At 68.3% G+C, this 14,382-nt stretch carries 16 protein-coding genes and 1 riboswitch; of the genes, 8 read left to right on the top strand and 8 right to left on the bottom strand.

Features of this window, described 5'->3' with window-relative positions; all coding sequences use genetic code 11:
* Positions 1–12: 12 nt before the first annotated feature.
* The 5 genes from K4G53_RS01245 to K4G53_RS01225 all read right to left on the bottom strand — a co-directional run bounded on the left by K4G53_RS01245 (position 13) and on the right by K4G53_RS01225 (position 3,741).
* Positions 13–1,026 (bottom strand): aldo/keto reductase, encoded by a 1,014-nt coding sequence (locus K4G53_RS01245; RefSeq protein WP_221383672.1) that lies wholly within the window; start codon positions 1,024–1,026, stop codon positions 13–15.
* A 39-nt stretch (positions 1,027–1,065) separates the two neighbouring features.
* The gene (locus tag K4G53_RS01240) at positions 1,066–1,692 is read right to left on the bottom strand and encodes a nucleoside/nucleotide kinase family protein (protein WP_221383671.1); all 627 of its coding nucleotides are present in this window, start codon (positions 1,690–1,692) and stop codon (positions 1,066–1,068) included.
* A gap of 9 nt (positions 1,693–1,701) precedes the next feature.
* Entirely contained in the window at positions 1,702–2,085 is a 384-nt protein-coding gene (locus tag K4G53_RS01235; RefSeq protein ID WP_221383742.1) for a multidrug efflux SMR transporter, read from the bottom strand.
* Entirely contained in the window at positions 2,085–2,408 is a 324-nt protein-coding gene (locus tag K4G53_RS01230) for a multidrug efflux SMR transporter (RefSeq protein WP_221383670.1), read from the bottom strand. Before K4G53_RS01230 ends, K4G53_RS01235 begins: the two co-directional genes overlap by 1 nt.
* 10 nt (positions 2,409–2,418) lie before the next feature.
* Positions 2,419–2,484, bottom strand: a riboswitch (guanidine-III (ykkC-III) riboswitch).
* A 75-nt stretch (positions 2,485–2,559) separates the two neighbouring features.
* Entirely contained in the window at positions 2,560–3,741 is a 1,182-nt protein-coding gene (locus tag K4G53_RS01225) for an ROK family protein (protein WP_221383669.1), read from the bottom strand.
* A gap of 125 nt (positions 3,742–3,866) precedes the next feature.
* On the opposite strand from K4G53_RS01225, the gene K4G53_RS01220 reads away from it, so the two are divergent.
* From K4G53_RS01220 to K4G53_RS01195, 6 genes are read left to right on the top strand one after another with little or no spacing between them, the layout of a single operon-like run.
* Complete coding sequence (locus tag K4G53_RS01220; RefSeq protein ID WP_221383668.1) at positions 3,867–5,195, top strand: ABC transporter substrate-binding protein; 1,329 nt, start codon at positions 3,867–3,869, stop codon at positions 5,193–5,195.
* Positions 5,195–6,109 (top strand): carbohydrate ABC transporter permease, encoded by a 915-nt coding sequence (locus tag K4G53_RS01215; protein ID WP_221383667.1) that lies wholly within the window; start codon positions 5,195–5,197, stop codon positions 6,107–6,109. The genes K4G53_RS01220 and K4G53_RS01215 overlap by 1 nt, the downstream gene beginning before the upstream one ends.
* The gene (locus tag K4G53_RS01210) at positions 6,106–6,990 is read left to right on the top strand and encodes a carbohydrate ABC transporter permease (RefSeq protein WP_221383666.1); all 885 of its coding nucleotides are present in this window, start codon (positions 6,106–6,108) and stop codon (positions 6,988–6,990) included. The genes K4G53_RS01215 and K4G53_RS01210 overlap by 4 nt, the downstream gene beginning before the upstream one ends.
* Positions 6,991–7,014: 24 nt before the next feature.
* Positions 7,015–8,103, top strand: a complete 1,089-nt coding sequence (locus tag K4G53_RS01205) for an ABC transporter ATP-binding protein (RefSeq protein ID WP_221383665.1) — start codon at positions 7,015–7,017, stop codon at positions 8,101–8,103.
* Positions 8,100–9,452 (top strand): glycogen debranching protein, encoded by a 1,353-nt coding sequence (locus K4G53_RS01200; protein WP_221383664.1) that lies wholly within the window; start codon positions 8,100–8,102, stop codon positions 9,450–9,452. Before K4G53_RS01205 ends, K4G53_RS01200 begins: the two co-directional genes overlap by 4 nt.
* A 43-nt stretch (positions 9,453–9,495) precedes the next feature.
* Positions 9,496–10,770: a Gfo/Idh/MocA family protein gene (locus K4G53_RS01195; RefSeq protein ID WP_221383663.1), complete on the top strand. Its 1,275-nt coding sequence runs from the start codon at positions 9,496–9,498 to the stop codon at positions 10,768–10,770.
* Here K4G53_RS01195 and K4G53_RS01190 read toward each other — a convergent pair.
* Positions 10,754–11,323, bottom strand: a complete 570-nt coding sequence (locus K4G53_RS01190; protein WP_221383662.1) for a HutD family protein — start codon at positions 11,321–11,323, stop codon at positions 10,754–10,756. The two genes, K4G53_RS01195 and K4G53_RS01190, sit on opposite strands and share 17 nt — an antisense overlap.
* A 107-nt stretch (positions 11,324–11,430) precedes the next feature.
* Between K4G53_RS01190 and K4G53_RS01185 the strand changes: the two genes are divergently transcribed.
* Both K4G53_RS01185 and K4G53_RS01180 read left to right on the top strand, forming a co-directional pair.
* Positions 11,431–12,042: a phosphoribosylanthranilate isomerase gene (locus tag K4G53_RS01185; protein ID WP_221383661.1), complete on the top strand. Its 612-nt coding sequence runs from the start codon at positions 11,431–11,433 to the stop codon at positions 12,040–12,042.
* A 119-nt stretch (positions 12,043–12,161) separates the two neighbouring features.
* Positions 12,162–12,578, top strand: coding sequence for a YccF domain-containing protein (locus tag K4G53_RS01180; RefSeq protein WP_221383660.1), 417 nt, complete (start codon positions 12,162–12,164; stop codon positions 12,576–12,578).
* Here K4G53_RS01180 and K4G53_RS01175 read toward each other — a convergent pair.
* Both K4G53_RS01175 and K4G53_RS01170 read right to left on the bottom strand, forming a co-directional pair.
* Positions 12,575–13,417 carry a 2-phosphosulfolactate phosphatase gene (locus K4G53_RS01175; protein ID WP_221383659.1) on the bottom strand — a complete coding sequence of 281 codons (843 nt, stop codon included), beginning with the start codon at positions 13,415–13,417 and terminating at the stop codon, positions 12,575–12,577. The genes K4G53_RS01180 and K4G53_RS01175 overlap by 4 nt on opposite strands.
* Complete coding sequence (locus K4G53_RS01170; RefSeq protein WP_221383658.1) at positions 13,414–14,283, bottom strand: DUF4031 domain-containing protein; 870 nt, start codon at positions 14,281–14,283, stop codon at positions 13,414–13,416. The genes K4G53_RS01175 and K4G53_RS01170 overlap by 4 nt, the downstream gene beginning before the upstream one ends.
* Positions 14,284–14,382 lie beyond the last annotated feature (99 nt).

Here is a 14,382-nt window from a genome sequence, read left to right as displayed (position 1 = left end):
TGGACAGAAGGCTTATTCCCGTCCCTGCGACACCCAGCTGGGGTCGGCGGAGCGGGAGCCGACGACGGCGTCCGAGGCTGCGTCGAGCGCCTCCAGGTGCGCCGGGGTCAGGTGCAAAGCCAGGGCACCCAGGTTTTCGTCGATCCGGGACGCTTTGCGCGTGCCGGGGATGGGGACGACCGGCAGGCCGAGCCGCCTGCCCTGGGCCAGCAGCCACGCCAGGGCCACCTGCGCGGGCGTCGCCTGCAGCTGGTCCGACACGGATTTGATGGCGTCCACCACCGCCTGGTTGGCGCTGGCGGCATCGGGGGCGAAGCGGGGGATATTCCGCCGGAAGTCCTTCTCGCCCAGGCTCGCGGTGTCAACGGTGCCGGTGAGGAAGCCGCGGCCCAGGGGGGAGTACGGGACAAATCCCACGCCGAGGCTCTTGGCCGCGGGAACTACGTTGCGTTCCACGTCCCGGCTCCAGATGGACCATTCGCTCTGGACCGCGGCGATCGGGTGGACCGCTGCCGCGTCCTGAAGCTCCCGGGCGGTCACTTCGGACAGGCCCAGGTGCTTGACCTTGCCCTGCTGCACCAGCTCCGCCATGGCCCCCACGGTCTCCTCGATGGGGACCCGGACGTCGCGGCGGTGCATGTAGTACAGATCGATCACGTCGGTGCCCAGCCGCTGCAGGCTCCGGTCCACCGCCTCCCGGACGTAGGCGGCGTCGCCGCGGATGTCCGTGTAGCCGTCCGTTGGCGTGCCCACCAGCGCGAACTTGGTGGCCAGCTGGACCTCGCCGCGGCGCTGCTTGAGGAGCTGGGAGATCAGTTCCTCGTTGCTGCCCCCGCCGTAGATGTCCGCGGTGTCGATGAAGCTGACGCCGGCGTCGACGGCGTGATGCAGTGTCCGGAGCGCCTCCGCGGGGTCCACCTCGCCGTAGACAGGGGTGAGGGCCATGCCGCCGAAGCCCAGGGGGCTGACTGCCAGCCCGTCACCGAGATGGACAGTGTGGCCGTGGTCAGTTGGTGCGTTTGCCATAGGTGCTCCTGTTCGTTTCCTGCTCCTGCAAAAGATGGTCTATCGCCAGGGGATGACGCGGTCCGCGCCCGGGCGCGTGGCCTGGATCAGTACGGCGTTGGCTTCGTCGGGGCCGGTGGCCCAGGCCTGGGCTGCCTCCCGGTCCATTCCGAAGGATACGTGGCGGTCCACCAGCCGCTTCAGGCGGAGTTCGGGCGGCGTTTCGAGGAACCAGACTTCGTCCAGCTGCGCCCGCACCTCTTTCCAGGGCTCCTGGTCCGCCAGCAGGTAGTTGCCCTCCGTGATCACCAGCGGCACGTCAGCCGGGACAGCGATGGAGGCGGCCACCGGTTCGTCCAGGGTGCGCCGGAACTCCGGGGCGTACACCACCGCCTCGTCCCGCGCGGCCAGCCGCCGCAGCAGCGAAAGGTAGCCGCCGCCGTCGAACGTGTCGATGGCGCCTTTGCGTTGCCGCAGCGGGGTGCCCTCGATGACCGCATTGCCCAGGTGGAAGCCGTCCATCGGGACCACCACGGAAGTTCCCGGGGTGAACTGCTGCTGGATCCAGGCCGCGAAGGTGGACTTGCCGGACCCGGGGGCGCCGGCGATGCCCAGGATGGTGCGGGTCCCGGGCATGACCCTGCTCCGGAGCGCGGCCATCGCCTGGGTGATCTCGGGGGAGTCCATGGCAAAAGCCTAGTGTGCGCCGGTCCGGACCGTATCCGTTGTCGCGTGGGGCTCCCGGCCGGCCTTTCCCGCCGGGAGCGCCTTCAGGCCTGCCGCGCAGCCCACGATTCCGGCGATGAACAGCAGCTTGACCACGCTGAAAGGCTCGGTTCCGGTGGCCATGGCCCATCCCACGGTCAGCGCGGCGCCGATGCCCACCCACACGGCGTACGCCGTGCCCAGGGGAATGCTGCGGATGGCCAGGCCCAGGCCCAGCATGCTCAGCGCTGCGGTGACGGCAAACACCACGGTGGGCAGGGGTCGGGTTAAGCCGTCTGACAGGCCAAGGGCGGTGGCCCAGACTGCCTCGAGGACGGCCGAGGCCAGGAGCACCAGCCAGGAAACTGCACGCATCACGCCACCACCTTCAGGCCAACCACGCACGCGGCGATGCCGGACAGCAACAGCAGCCGCGCCGCCGTCGGGCGTTCCACCCTGGAAGCCATCGCGTAGGCGGAGGTCAGGACCACGCCGACCCCCACCCACACCGCGTAGGCGGTCCCGGTGGGAATAGTCCGCATGGCGAAGGCGAGGCCGCCGGTGCTGGCGGCGACCGCCACGAGGAACAGGGCTGCGGGCGCGAGCCGGCGGCGGCCCGTAACCCGGGCGGTCCGGTGCAGCGCTGCAGCCCAGACGGCTTCCAGCGCTCCGGAGAGAAGGAGGATGATCCACGGCATGACGAGTTCCTTTGGCCAGTCTTGTCGCGTGCCGGGTACTGAACCGTCGTCCGGAGGCTCGGGTGCGGAGCCTTGGATTCCAGCGTAGCAACGCACGACGGCGGGCGGCCACCGGTGGTGCCCAAGGTCACCAGGGACTCCAGCGGGCGCATTAGGCGGTTCGCTGCGACAGCAACTGTTCAATCCGCTCGGGCGCGTACAGGCTCTCCTCCACGAGCCGGCAGAGCCCAACAGCAGTGGCTGTCCGGCTGTCCGCCGGGACGATTTCAAGGTCCACCAGGGACGGTTCGAAGGCGTCGTCCAGGATTTGCCGCCGGCACGCGGCAAGGAAGTCCGGCAGCACGCCCACGAGGCCGCCAACGGCCAGCCGTCCAGGGTTGAGGGTGCTCACCGTGGCCGCCAGCGCACGGCCCAGCAGCCGTCCAGCTTCCGTGACGGCGGCACCAACGGCCGGATCGCTGCCGCAGGCGTCAACGAGTTGCCGCAGCGTCCGGTATTTCGCCAGCTGCGGGGCTGCCAGCAGTGCCCGCCCTGATGCCACTGCTGCGAGGCAGCCGTCCCTGCCGCAGCGGCAGCGGTGCCCGGACGCTTCCGGAATGCGGACATGGCCGATATCCCCTGCGGCGCCGTGGGCGCCCCGGACCAGGGCACCCCGGACGATGATTCCGGAACCGATGCCGGTGCTGACCTTCACGGCAACGAGGGATTCAAGGGGGTTCCGGACCTCCCCGACGGCCATGGAGCGCGCATCATTCTCCAGCAGGACAGGGCAGTCGAGCATCGCTTCCATGGCTTCCTGAAGGCGCTGCAGGTCCCAGTGGGCCAGGACGGTGCGCTCAAGTCCCAGGCGGTGCAGGGGGTCCACGGGCGCGGGCAGGCCCACCCCGGCTCCTACCGCCTGCCGGCCGTCGAGCAGGCGAAGGGCCACCTCGATGGCCTGGCCGGCCACGGCCTCCTGGGATTCCCTGATGTCCACGGACACCCGGGCGGCGGCAACGATCTCCCGGCCGAGCGACAGCAGATGGATGCCGGCATGGGTGTGCCCGATTTCGATGCACACCACCAGCTTGTTGCGGTCGTCGAAGCGCAGGGCCCGGGGCGGCCTGCCCCGCTGCGAGCGCAGCGGGGTGGATTCGTAGACGAGGCCTGCGGCGAAAAGCGCGTCCAGCCGCTCATAGAGGGTGGACCGCGCCATGCCGGTGAACTCGAGGAGGTCCGCGCGGCTGTAGCCTGCCGCGTTGGACCGCAGCAACTGGAGCAGGTCGCCGGCCCTGGTCGCGAGACCTGCAGGGGGCTGGCCTGAGCCGCCCACCAGTGTTCTCTGCTCGGTCATGCGGGCGGCTCCCTTCCGGCTTCAGGCGGTCCGCTGCGGAGCCGGATCATTGACGTGTTCCAGATCACACAATTATGATCGATCATCAGACAAAAACATTACAGCCCTTGCCAGCAGGAGGCACCATGTCCGATCTTGCGTTTGACGGCGTCACCCGGCGGGCCGTGCTGAAGGGAGGCCTCACTGCCCTGGCCGCGGGACCCCTGCTTGCAGCCTGCGGCGTGAACACCAGCGGGAGCGGGGGAGCCGGCTCGGTCAGCTTCCTCTCCACGCAGTTCTCCCCGGTGGAGGAGCGGCAAAAGTACGAGGCAACGCTGAAGAAGTTCGCCGGCGACATCAGCGTCGCGTACAACCCTGTTGATACGGGCGTTTTCAACACCACCCTCAAGTCCCAGCTCTCCGCCGGGAAAGTCGAAGTGGGCATCGCAGGCGGACTCCACGGCGACCTGGTCCCCTTCGCCTCGCAGTTGGAGGACCTCAGTTCGCTCATGAATGACCTCTCCTCCGCGGGCTACTCGGACGACGTGAAGGAACTGGCCAAGCTCGGCACCGATGTTCCCCGCTACATCCCCTGGATCCAGGCCACCTACGTGCTGGCCATCAACAAGAAGGCCCTCGCCTGGCTGCCCTCCGGAGCGGATGTTAACAAGCTCACCTACGACCAGTACCTGGAGTGGGCCAAAGCTGCCAAAGCCGCCAACGGCCGGCCTGTGTTCGGTATCCCTGCGGGGCCCAAGGGCCTCCACCACCGCTTCTACCAGGGTTTCCTCCTGCCCAGCTTCACCGGCGGGCAGGTCACCACATTCCGCAACGCGGATGCGGTTACTGCATGGACGTATATGCGTGAGCTGTGGGCCAACACCAACCCGGCCTCCACCAACTACGACTTCATGCAGGAGCCCCTGGCCAACGGCGAGGTCATGGTGGCGTGGGACCACGTGGCACGCCTGATCACAGCGGTCAAGGACAAGCCGGACGACTGGCAGATGGTTCCGGCACCGTCCGGGCCCAAGGGCAAGGGCTACCTGCTGATTGTCGGCGGCATGGCCGTCCCGCAGGGCTCCCCGGAAAAGGACAAGGCGTTCCAGCTGATCAAGGCCCTGTCCAAGCCGGAGGCGCAGATCGAAACCTTGAAGTCCAACGCGTTCTTCCCGGTGGTGAAGGCGGACATCGGCAGCGACCTCCCCGGCGGCATCGCCCTGGAGGCAAAAGCGGTCAAGGCGCAGGAAGAGGCCTCCGATGCGCTGCTGGCCCTGCCGCCGGTGGGCCTTGGAGACAAGGACCCCCAGGTGTCCCAGCTGTTCAAGAACTGCTTCCAGGAGATCTGCCTGAACAACGCCGACGTCAAAACCACCCTGGACCGCCAGGGTGCGGAACTGGCGAAGATCATGGACTCCCTCAACGTCCCCTGCTGGCCGCCAGACCCCAAAGCGGCGCAATGTAAGGTCGCGTGATGGCCGCCCCGGACGCCCCTGCGGCCGCCAGGCCCCAGCTGCCCCCTGCCCGTCCCAAAGGCCGGCCACCCCGGCGGAGTGGAAACTCCGCGGCACTGCTGCTGATTGCCCCGTCCATCGTGTTCATGACGCTCCTCTTCGGCTGGCCCATGGTCAGCGGCATCCTCCAGGCCTTCGGCGGTCCGGAGGGGCTGACCACGGCGAACTTCTCCCGGATGGTGCAGGACCCCTACTTCTGGTCCTCCGTGGGAAACACGCTGCTGCTGATCGTGGTGATGATCCCCATCCAGTTCGTCCTGGCACTTGCCATGGCGCTGCTGATCCGGGCCAAGCCGCGGGGATCCTCGGCCTACTTCTACATCTGGGCCATCCCCCTGGCAGTCAGCGACCTTGCCGCCGGCCTGGTATGGCTGACGGTGTTCACCGACCGGGGCTACCTCAACTCCCTCCTGGCTTCGTTCGGGCTGGACCCGGTTTCCTGGCTCGCCTACGACAACTACCCGTCAATGTTCGGCGCCGTGCTGATCGCGGAGGTCTGGCGTGCCACCTCGCTGGTATTCGTGATCGTGGTGGCGGGGCTCCAGTCCATCCCGAAGGATTATGAGGAGGCAGCGGGCGTTTTTGGCGCCAACTTCTGGAGCCGGCTCTGGCATGTGACCCTGCCGCTGCTGCGTCCCAGCCTCCAGACCGCCCTGATCCTGCGCACCATCCTTGCTTTCCAGACCTTCGCCGTTGCGCTGGCCCTCACCGGCCAGAACTTCCCGCTGGTGGTTGGCGAGACGTACCGCTGGTACACGGGACTGCAGGATCCCAACGTGGCGTCGGCGCTGGCCCTGGTGGTCATGGCCGTGTCCATGGTGACCGCGGTGGGCTACCTGAAACTTCTCCGCGACCAGTCGGAGGCGCCGCGATGAGCCACGCAACAACGTCCCAAGCCACGGAGCCTGCTGCACGGCCCGGGCCGGAGGTGGACCGCCGGCCGCTGGCACGCCGGCGCCGCAACAGGATCCTGCTGCAGGCGGCGTGCATCCTGATCACCCTGTTCATGGCGCTGCCCATCTACCTCATCGCGCTGGCCGCCATGTCCAGCCGGCAGTCCCTGCAGAAGTTCCCGCTCAGCTTCATTCCGGACAACTTTTCCACCGAGACAATGCAGACGTTCCTGCAGTCCACCGGCATCCTGGGCGGCTTGATCAACTCGGTCCAGGTGGGCGTCTTCACCCTGGTGCTGTCGCTGATCGTCGGTGTCCCCGCCGGATATGCGGTGGCGCGCTTCGCCTTCCGCGGCAGGGATCCCTACCAGCTTTTCCTGCTCTTCACCCGGGCCCTGCCCATCGTGGTGCTGTCCGTCCCGCTGGCGCAGCTGTTCCTGCAGACCGGACTGTACGACAGCGTCCTCGCCGTCGTCCTGCTCCACACGGCCCTGGCCCTGCCCACCACCATCCTGATCACCGCCTCGGTGTTCCTGGGAGTTCCACGGGACGTCGAGGAGGCGGCACGCATCTTCGGCTGCAGCCCCCTGCAGGCATTCCTCAAAGTGGTGATGCCCATGGCCGTCCCGGGCATCGCCGCAGCGTCCATCTTCACGTTCGTGATGTCCTGGAACGAGGTCCTGGGGGCTTCGATCCTCACCCTGAACCAGCGCACCCTGCCGGCCCAGGTCCTCAGTTCGCTCGCCGAATCGCCGCTGGCCTACCGGTTCGCCGGCGGCTTCCTGCTGGTCCTTCCGGCGCTGGTCTTCATCTTCTTCATGCGCCGCTACCTCACCAACATGTGGGGCTCCACCATCCGCTGACCGCTTTCCAAGAGAGGGTGTCCCATGGCTGACATCTCCATCAAGGGCCTGCACAAGACCTACCCGGGCAGCACGGAGCTGGCCACGAACAATGTCTCCCTCGACGTGGCCGAGGGCGAGTTCATGGTGCTGCTGGGGCCTTCGGGCTGCGGGAAGACCACGCTCCTTCGGATGGTGGCAGGGCTGGACTTCCCCGATGAAGGCAGCATCTCCATCGGGGGCAGGGACGTGACCTACCTGCCTCCGCAGGACCGGAACCTTTCCATGGTGTTCCAGTCGTATGCCGTGTTTCCGCACCGCATGGTCCGGACCAACATCGCCTTCGGGCTGATGATGAAGAAGGTCCCGCGGGAGGAGATAGAGCGGAAAGTGAGGTGGGCAGCGGACCTCCTGCAGCTGAGCCCCTACCTGGACCGGTACCCGGCGCAGCTTTCGGGCGGGCAGCGGCAGCGCGTCGCCGTGGCCAGGGCCATCGTCATGGATGCCGACGTGCTGCTCATGGACGAACCCCTGTCCAACCTCGATGCCCTCCTTCGACTGGACTTCAGGGCCGAACTGAAGAAGATCGTCCAGCAGCTGGGGTCCACCACGCTGTACGTCACCCACGACCAGGTGGAGGCCATGAGCCTCTCGGACCGGGTCGCCGTCATGAAGAAGGGGCAGATCGCCCAGCTGGGCAGCCCCCTTACGGTCTACGAAGAGCCGGCGGACCGGTTCGTGGGCGGGTTCATCGGCTCACCGCCGATGAACTTCCTGGACGGCCGGATCACACAGCAGGGCGCCCTTGAAGTGGCCGGCCAGAACACCGAAGCCCCGGAATTCCTGGCGCGGGCGGCGGCCCGCACCGGCGGGAGCCCGGTGATGGTGGGCATCCGGGCGGAGAACATAGCCATTGCCGAACGCGGCACCGAAGGTTCCCTGGACGCCGTGGTGGAGGTGGTGGAACCACTTGGGCACGCAACGCTGCTGACCGTGGACCTGGGCGGGCAGACAGTCAAGGTACAGGTCCCGTCGACGGTGCGGGTTTCCTCGGGGGACAAGGTCGGGCTGCGGTTCGACCCCGCCGCCCTTCGCTTCTTCGACACGGAGACGCAGCTGGGGCTGACGGCATGACCCCGGCCCGCGAAGAGGCCTACCCGGTTCCGGACCTTGAGGACCTTGGCCGCAGGGCCAGGGACGTCCTCGCCGCCAATGACCTCGGCACGATGGTTACCGCCGCGCCCAACCTCTACCCCCACATGTGGAGCTGGGACGCCGCCTTCGTGGCCACCGGCCTGTCGACTGTGAGCGTGGCCCGGGCGCTGCAGGAACTCGATTACCTCCTCGCCGCGCAGTGGGAGAGCGGGATGATCCCGCATATCGTGTTCTCCGACGTCCCCGGCTACTTTCCCGACGTCGAACGCTGGGGAACCCGGGGCGCCTCACCCGAAGGGGTGCAGTCAAGCGGCATCTGCCAGCCACCCGTGCATGCCACCATGCTGCGGCGCATCGTGGAACGCGCGACGGCGGCGGGCGGCGAAGACGCCCGGCTTGCGGACGGCTTCGTGCGCCGGACCCTGCCCCACTGGATCCGGTGGCACGCCTGGTTGCGGAGCAGCCGCGGCGGCGACGGCTCGGGCCTGCTGACCATCTATCACGGCTGGGAATCCGGGATGGACAACTCCCCGCGCTTCGACGGCCCCTATTCCCGGGTGCACCCAGGGGAGATGGAGCCGTTCGTACGCACCGACACCCTCAAGGTCACGGACACCAGCCAGCGGCCCAGCGATGAGGAATACAGCCGGTACCTTTGGCTGGTCCAGCAAATGGCCGAGGTCCGTTTCGACGATGCCCGGTTGCCCGAAGTCATGGCATTCCAGGTCAAGGACGTCTTCATGTCCGCCATTTTCGCCGCCGCCAACGAGGACCTCGCGGTGCTGGCGGAGCAATTCGGCCAGCCGGAAGAGGCATCCCGGTTGCGGCAGTGGGCCACGGAGTTCCGCGAAGGAGTGGATTCCACCGTTGACCCCCGCACCGGGCTGGCGCGCGACCGGGACGTACTGACGGGGGAATGGATCGGGCTGCCCACCATGGCAGGGTTTGCACCGCTCATCTCCACTGCCGGCGGCCCCCTGCTGGAGCGGCAGCTGGAGCTCTTCGAGGGCCCGGACTGGACCGGGGACCCGCGCCTCGCCTTCCCGCTGCCGGCCTCCACGTCCACCACCTATGAAGGGCTGAAGCCCCGGCAGTACTGGCGCGGACCCGTGTGGCCCGTCATGAACTGGTACCTTGCCAGCTGCCTGCGGCGGCGCGGCGATGAGGAGCGGTACCGGCGGCTGCGGGAGGCCTCCCTGGCGCAGCTGATGGAAGGCCACTACGCGGAATACTACGAGCCCTTCACCGGCGAGCCGCTCGGCAGCATGGACCAGTCCTGGACGGCGGCCGTCGCACTGGAGTGGCTCGCGGATTCCGGGGACGGCTAGGCCGGTGGGTGGTGTGCCGCCGCCCGCTGCCTCCGGACGTCCCGTGCGGCTCCTTATCGCCGGAGCGGGAGCGCGGGGTTCTGCGTATGCGCGTCTTGCCGCCGCCACCGGCCGGGCCGTGGTGGTGGGCCTGGCCGAGCCGCGGCGCCCGTTGCGTGAAGGTCTCGCAGCCGAGCTCGGGGTTCCGGCGGACGGGACTTTCGAGGACTGGCAGGCGATGCTGGCTGCGGGCCTTCCCGCTGACGGCATCATCATCGCCACACCTGACCGCGAGCACCTGGCGCCCTTCGCTGCCGCCGCCGCCCACGGTTACCCCATCCTCCTTGAGAAACCCGTCGCCGTCGATCCTGCCGGCTGCGGGGAGCTCGAACGCCTGGCCCGCAGGTCCGGGGCCAGCGCCGTGGTCTGCCACGTCCTGCGGTACACGCGGCTGACTGAGCTGCTGCGGCAGCTCCTTTCCGGGGGTGCGGTGGGGCGGATCATCTCCGTCCAGCACCTGGAACCGGTGGGATTCTGGCACTTCGCGCATTCCTACGTCCGGGGAAACTGGCGCCGGGAGGACCAATCCAGCCCCTTCCTGCTGGCAAAATGCACGCACGACGTCGACTGGCTCTCGTTCATCATCGGCAGCAGGCCGGCCCGGGTGTCCTCGTTCGGCCGGCTGACCCACTTCCGGCCCGGCGAGGCGCCGGAGGGCGCGTCCGGGCGCTGCACCGACTGTCCAGCGGAACCCGGTTGCCCCTACTCGGCCGTCAGGATCTACGGCCCCGGCCGCCCCGAAGGCAACACCGAGACCGATCCGGCACGGGCATATTTTGCCGACGTGGTGGACCCCGGCGGGAACCGGGAATCGCTGTGGCACGCACTGGCCACGGGTCCCTACGGCCGCTGTGTCTACTCCTCGGACAACGACGTGGTGGACCACCAGGTGGTGAACATCGAATACGAGGACGGGACGACGGCCGCCTTGACTGCCACCGCGTTCACCGCCGCCGGGCCGCGCCGGACCAGGATCTTCGGCAGCCACGGCGAGATCTCCATCGAGGCGGGGACCATCTCCGTTTACGACTTCCTGACCGGGACAACTACCGTGCACGAGGTGCCCACAACTGAGCCCAGCGTCAAGGGCGAGAAGCACGAAGGCGGCGACCGGGGACTCGTGGAGGCCTGGGTGGCCGCCCTGGGAACCGGGGACTGGTCCGGTATCGTCTCCGGGCTGGAGGAATCCCTCGTCAGCCACGCGGTTGTTTTCGCGGCCGAGGAGGCACGCCGGAGCGGTGCCGTGGTGCCGGTGCGGCCCTTCAGTCCTCCGGCATGACCGCGTCGATGGACACCACGGCCAGGAAGCCGCGGCCCAGGATTTCGGGGGAGCGCTGATCCGAACCGGCCACGGCGTCGTAGCGCTCCAGCTCCACGGGGTCCGCGTCCCCTTCGCTGGCCGTCGCCTGTCCCTGCAGCAGCACTCCCAGCTGCCCTTCGAAGACAGGGTGCGCGCGTTTCCTGGACAGCTCGATGATGGAGGTGAAGCCCTTGAAGGCACCCTTTCGCGTGATGACGTTAAGGTCCCTGACGTCCCCAGTGGGGAGCTTCGCCGAGGTGGCCGCGCCGCCGTCGAATCTGTAGGGACGGAACTTTTCCACCGGCCGCTCGGAACCGTCCACGGTGAGCAGCAGCAAATCGCCCTCGACGACGGTCAGCACCCGCTCCATCCCCGGGAACGGCGAAAAGTCGCCCGCCTTCGTCACATCCGCGATGCTCACCCGCCAGTCCCAGCCGCCGTCCGCCGAACCCTGCTGGGCAATCTCCCTGGTCACGCCCCCGCCGTTGCGCCACGGTTCTGCCTTGAGCTCTGCGAAACGGATGATCTGCATCTGGCCAGCCTAGTTCCCCGGCTGTGGTCCGGCGTCGCAGGTTCAGCCCGGTCCCTGCTACTCTCCTGCGGGGGGTCAACACGAAAACAGCCTGAAGGAGCCCGGGAATGTTCGTCAAAGTGTGTGGTCTCAGCACGCCCGAATCAGTCCGCGAAGCGGTGGACGCCGGGGCGGATGCCGTGGGGTTCGTCCTCACCGCCAGCCCGCGCGTGGTTTCGCCGTCGCAGGCCGCCGCCCTGCTGGCAGGGGTGCCCGAAGATGTTTTGCCGATCGGCGTGTTCCGCGACGAGCCGGTGGTGGACGCCGTCGCCATCGCCCGCGCCGCGGGCCTGGAGTGGATCCAACTGCACGGGCAACGGTCCCGGGCGGACGTGGCAACAGTGCACGACGCCGGCATGAAGCTGATCAGGGCGGTCACCATGGGTGCCGCTCCGGAGGAGTTCCAGGACTGGGGCGAGGACCTGCTCCTGATTGACGCGGCTGTCCCGGGGTCGGGGGAATCCTGGGACTACGCCTCAGTGGCCTCCCTGCCTGTCCTCCAGGGCCGGAAGTGGCTGCTTGCGGGCGGCCTGGAGCCGGGGAACGTGGGCCAGGCGTCGGCAGCGGCCCACGCCTGGGGCGTGGATGTCTCCTCCGGCGTGGAGGCTTCCCGCGGGGTCAAGGACCTGGCAAAGATCCGGGCGTTCGTGGAAGCAGCGAAGGCGGCCGCCACCGTTTAGCCCGGCGGCGCCCCCAAGGTGCCTCCCAGCCCAGGGTCAAGCCAGGGCAGGATCAGGGAAGTCCCCCATCTTTTGGCCAGGGGACGTGTTTTGTCGGTGGCTGGGGGCAGAATGGCTCCATGAAGACACTCCTGAACATCATCTGGCTGGTTTTCGGCGGCTTCTGGCTGGCCCTGGGCTATTTCCTCGCGGGCGTGGTCTGCTGCCTGCTGATCGTGACCATTCCGTGGGGCATCGCCTCGTTCCGGATCGCTGCCTACACGCTGTGGCCCTTCGGCCGGATGGTGGTGGACAAACCCGGCGGCAGCGGTGTCTTCTCCCTGCTGGGCAACGTGATCTGGCTGCTGGTCGCGGGCATCTGGATCGCCATCGGGCACGTCCTGACGGCGTTTGCCATGGCGGTGACCATCATTGGCATCCCGCTGGCCATCGCCAACCTCAAGCTGATTCCGGTGTCCCTGATGCCGCTGGGCAAGCAGATCGTACCCACCAGCACCCCGTTTGCCAGCAACTACCCGGTCAGGAGCTACCGCTAGGAGCCGGCCGGCTCCGCCCCGGAAGCGAAAGCTACAGGACGGAATGCCCCGCTCCGAAGGATGGCCACCGAATCGCTGTCATCCAGTTCGGCGGCTATGTCCACATCAGCCGCATAACCCCCGCCTGACAGTTCCCGGCCGCTGGAACAGTGGTGCAGAAGTTCACGCAACCGCGGCTCGGAGGCCTCGAAAACAGCCATGGCTGCCACCGCCTCGGGAGCGTACCCGTGCCTGCCGTCCTCAGCCTCATAGCCGCCCTTGCCCGCCGCCACCAGCCCGGCGATGACCGCCCCCGCGCCGATCTGGTCCTCGACCGCGGGGCGCAGCGTGCGGTCCGGCCACCGCTCCCCGGCGGCGACCACCGCCACCACGGCGTCGCCCGGAAGGTTCGCGGCCACCCAGTCCGCCGTTGCGGCCGCGTTGCGCAGGCAAGCCACGGCTACCAACGGCACTTCGTCTGCCAGCGCGCGGCACAGCTCCGCCCCGTTCGGGGAAGGCAGGACCAGCCGTTCCAGCGGTCCGGCGCCCCGGATGCTCGCCGGCGAGAGGCTGAGGCCGCCGCCGTCCCGCGGCCCGGCGAGTTGTGCATGGTGGTGCGCGGCGAAGTCTTCAGCGCTGGTGTCCCTCCAGGGGTACGGGAAGACCTCGACGCCCTGGTCGAGGGCCACGCTGACACAGGTTCCGAAGGACAGGACATCCACCACCACCGCGATGTCCGCGCCCGGTGCAATGGTCCGGGCACCCTCCAGCCCCCAGTCCAGCCGGACCTCGAAGGGCAGCTGCCGGTGCGCGGCGTTCGCCGAATACGTGTGGCGCGGGTTGGATTGTGGTGCGTTCACGACAGTTCGCCTTCCAGGTTGCGGCGGGCCGCGTCCGTCCAGAGCTCCCTGGCACGCGGATGGTGGAAGAGCGGGTCCAGTTCCAGCAGGTGGCGGACGACGGCGGCCCGGCCGGCAGCGAAGTCGGCGTCGCCAATGTGCGCGTAGTCCTTCCGGACGGCGGCAACGTAGCGGGCGTATTCCTCCGGTTCGCCGCCGAGGACGGAAAGGTCGGCATCGCAGAGGAGGGCTCCGTCGTCGTCACCCGCTTCCGGCCGGTGGTCGGAGGTGAGGCGGACCAGCCGGGCCACTTCGGACACCTCTGCCTCCGGCAACCCGGCTTGCGCCAGGCGTTCTTCCGCCAGGCGGGCAGATTCCTCCTCGTCCTGGCCGGCGGCGCCGCGGTACACGGCGTCGTGGAACCACGCCGCCAGCAGCACGGTCCGCGGCGGTTCGGCAGGTTCGGTGAGCAGGTCCAGGGCCTCCAAGACCGAAAGCAGGTGCGTGCAGCCGTGGTAGTGGCGGTGTGGTTCGCTCCACCGGTCCAGCAGGTCCAGGAACAGGGCGTCGTGGCCGGGGATGAGGGCCTCCCAGCGGTTCAGCAGGGGAACCTTCAGCGACTTGTTCCGCCGCCGGGCCGGGATCCGCAGTCCGCTCGCGATCAGTTTGCGGACCAGGACCCTGCCTTCTACGGCAATTGCCCCGGCCGCCACGAGCTCGCCGAGGCGGCGTTCCGGTACGTCGTAATGGTCGCCGTCGAATGCCCGCCCAGGAATTCCCGCGGCCGCAGCGAAGGCGTGCAGTTCCTCGAGGGAGCTGTCTGAGACCATGTGCGAAAAGTGCGTTCCGTGGGCGGGCCACAGCGGGGGATCGATGTAGATGGCCACGGAAGGAAGTCTAGTGCCGTATCCCCGGCAACCACCGGCAGGGTGTGGGGTTCCTCGTTTACGGCGTAAAGTGCTGGTTCTTTTCCGCATCTGCGGGTT

It is taken from the genome of Arthrobacter sp. MAHUQ-56 (assembly GCF_019710585.1).
In the GTDB taxonomy this organism is placed as follows: domain Bacteria; phylum Actinomycetota; class Actinomycetes; order Actinomycetales; family Micrococcaceae; genus Arthrobacter.
The sequence above is the reverse complement of the archived record's forward strand: the minus strand, read 5'-3'. Positions and strand labels throughout refer to the sequence as shown.

Coding starts and splice junctions, on each gene's coding strand:
- K4G53_RS01240 (WP_221383671.1), bottom strand. CDS start 1,692: ATGGACTCCCCCGAGATCACCCAGGCGATGGCCGCGCTCCGGAGCAGG.
- K4G53_RS01200 (WP_221383664.1), top strand. CDS start 8,100: ATGACCCCGGCCCGCGAAGAGGCCTACCCGGTTCCGGACCTTGAGGAC.
- K4G53_RS01220 (WP_221383668.1), top strand. CDS start 3,867: ATGTCCGATCTTGCGTTTGACGGCGTCACCCGGCGGGCCGTGCTGAAG.
- K4G53_RS01225 (WP_221383669.1), bottom strand. CDS start 3,741: ATGACCGAGCAGAGAACACTGGTGGGCGGCTCAGGCCAGCCCCCTGCA.
- K4G53_RS01215 (WP_221383667.1), top strand. CDS start 5,195: ATGGCCGCCCCGGACGCCCCTGCGGCCGCCAGGCCCCAGCTGCCCCCT.
- K4G53_RS01245 (WP_221383672.1), bottom strand. CDS start 1,026: ATGGCAAACGCACCAACTGACCACGGCCACACTGTCCATCTCGGTGAC.
- K4G53_RS01235 (WP_221383742.1), bottom strand. CDS start 2,085: ATGCGTGCAGTTTCCTGGCTGGTGCTCCTGGCCTCGGCCGTCCTCGAG.
- K4G53_RS01180 (WP_221383660.1), top strand. CDS start 12,162: ATGAAGACACTCCTGAACATCATCTGGCTGGTTTTCGGCGGCTTCTGG.
- K4G53_RS01230 (WP_221383670.1), bottom strand. CDS start 2,408: ATGCCGTGGATCATCCTCCTTCTCTCCGGAGCGCTGGAAGCCGTCTGG.
- K4G53_RS01205 (WP_221383665.1), top strand. CDS start 7,015: ATGGCTGACATCTCCATCAAGGGCCTGCACAAGACCTACCCGGGCAGC.
- K4G53_RS01190 (WP_221383662.1), bottom strand. CDS start 11,323: ATGCAGATCATCCGTTTCGCAGAGCTCAAGGCAGAACCGTGGCGCAAC.
- K4G53_RS01185 (WP_221383661.1), top strand. CDS start 11,431: ATGTTCGTCAAAGTGTGTGGTCTCAGCACGCCCGAATCAGTCCGCGAA.
- K4G53_RS01210 (WP_221383666.1), top strand. CDS start 6,106: ATGAGCCACGCAACAACGTCCCAAGCCACGGAGCCTGCTGCACGGCCC.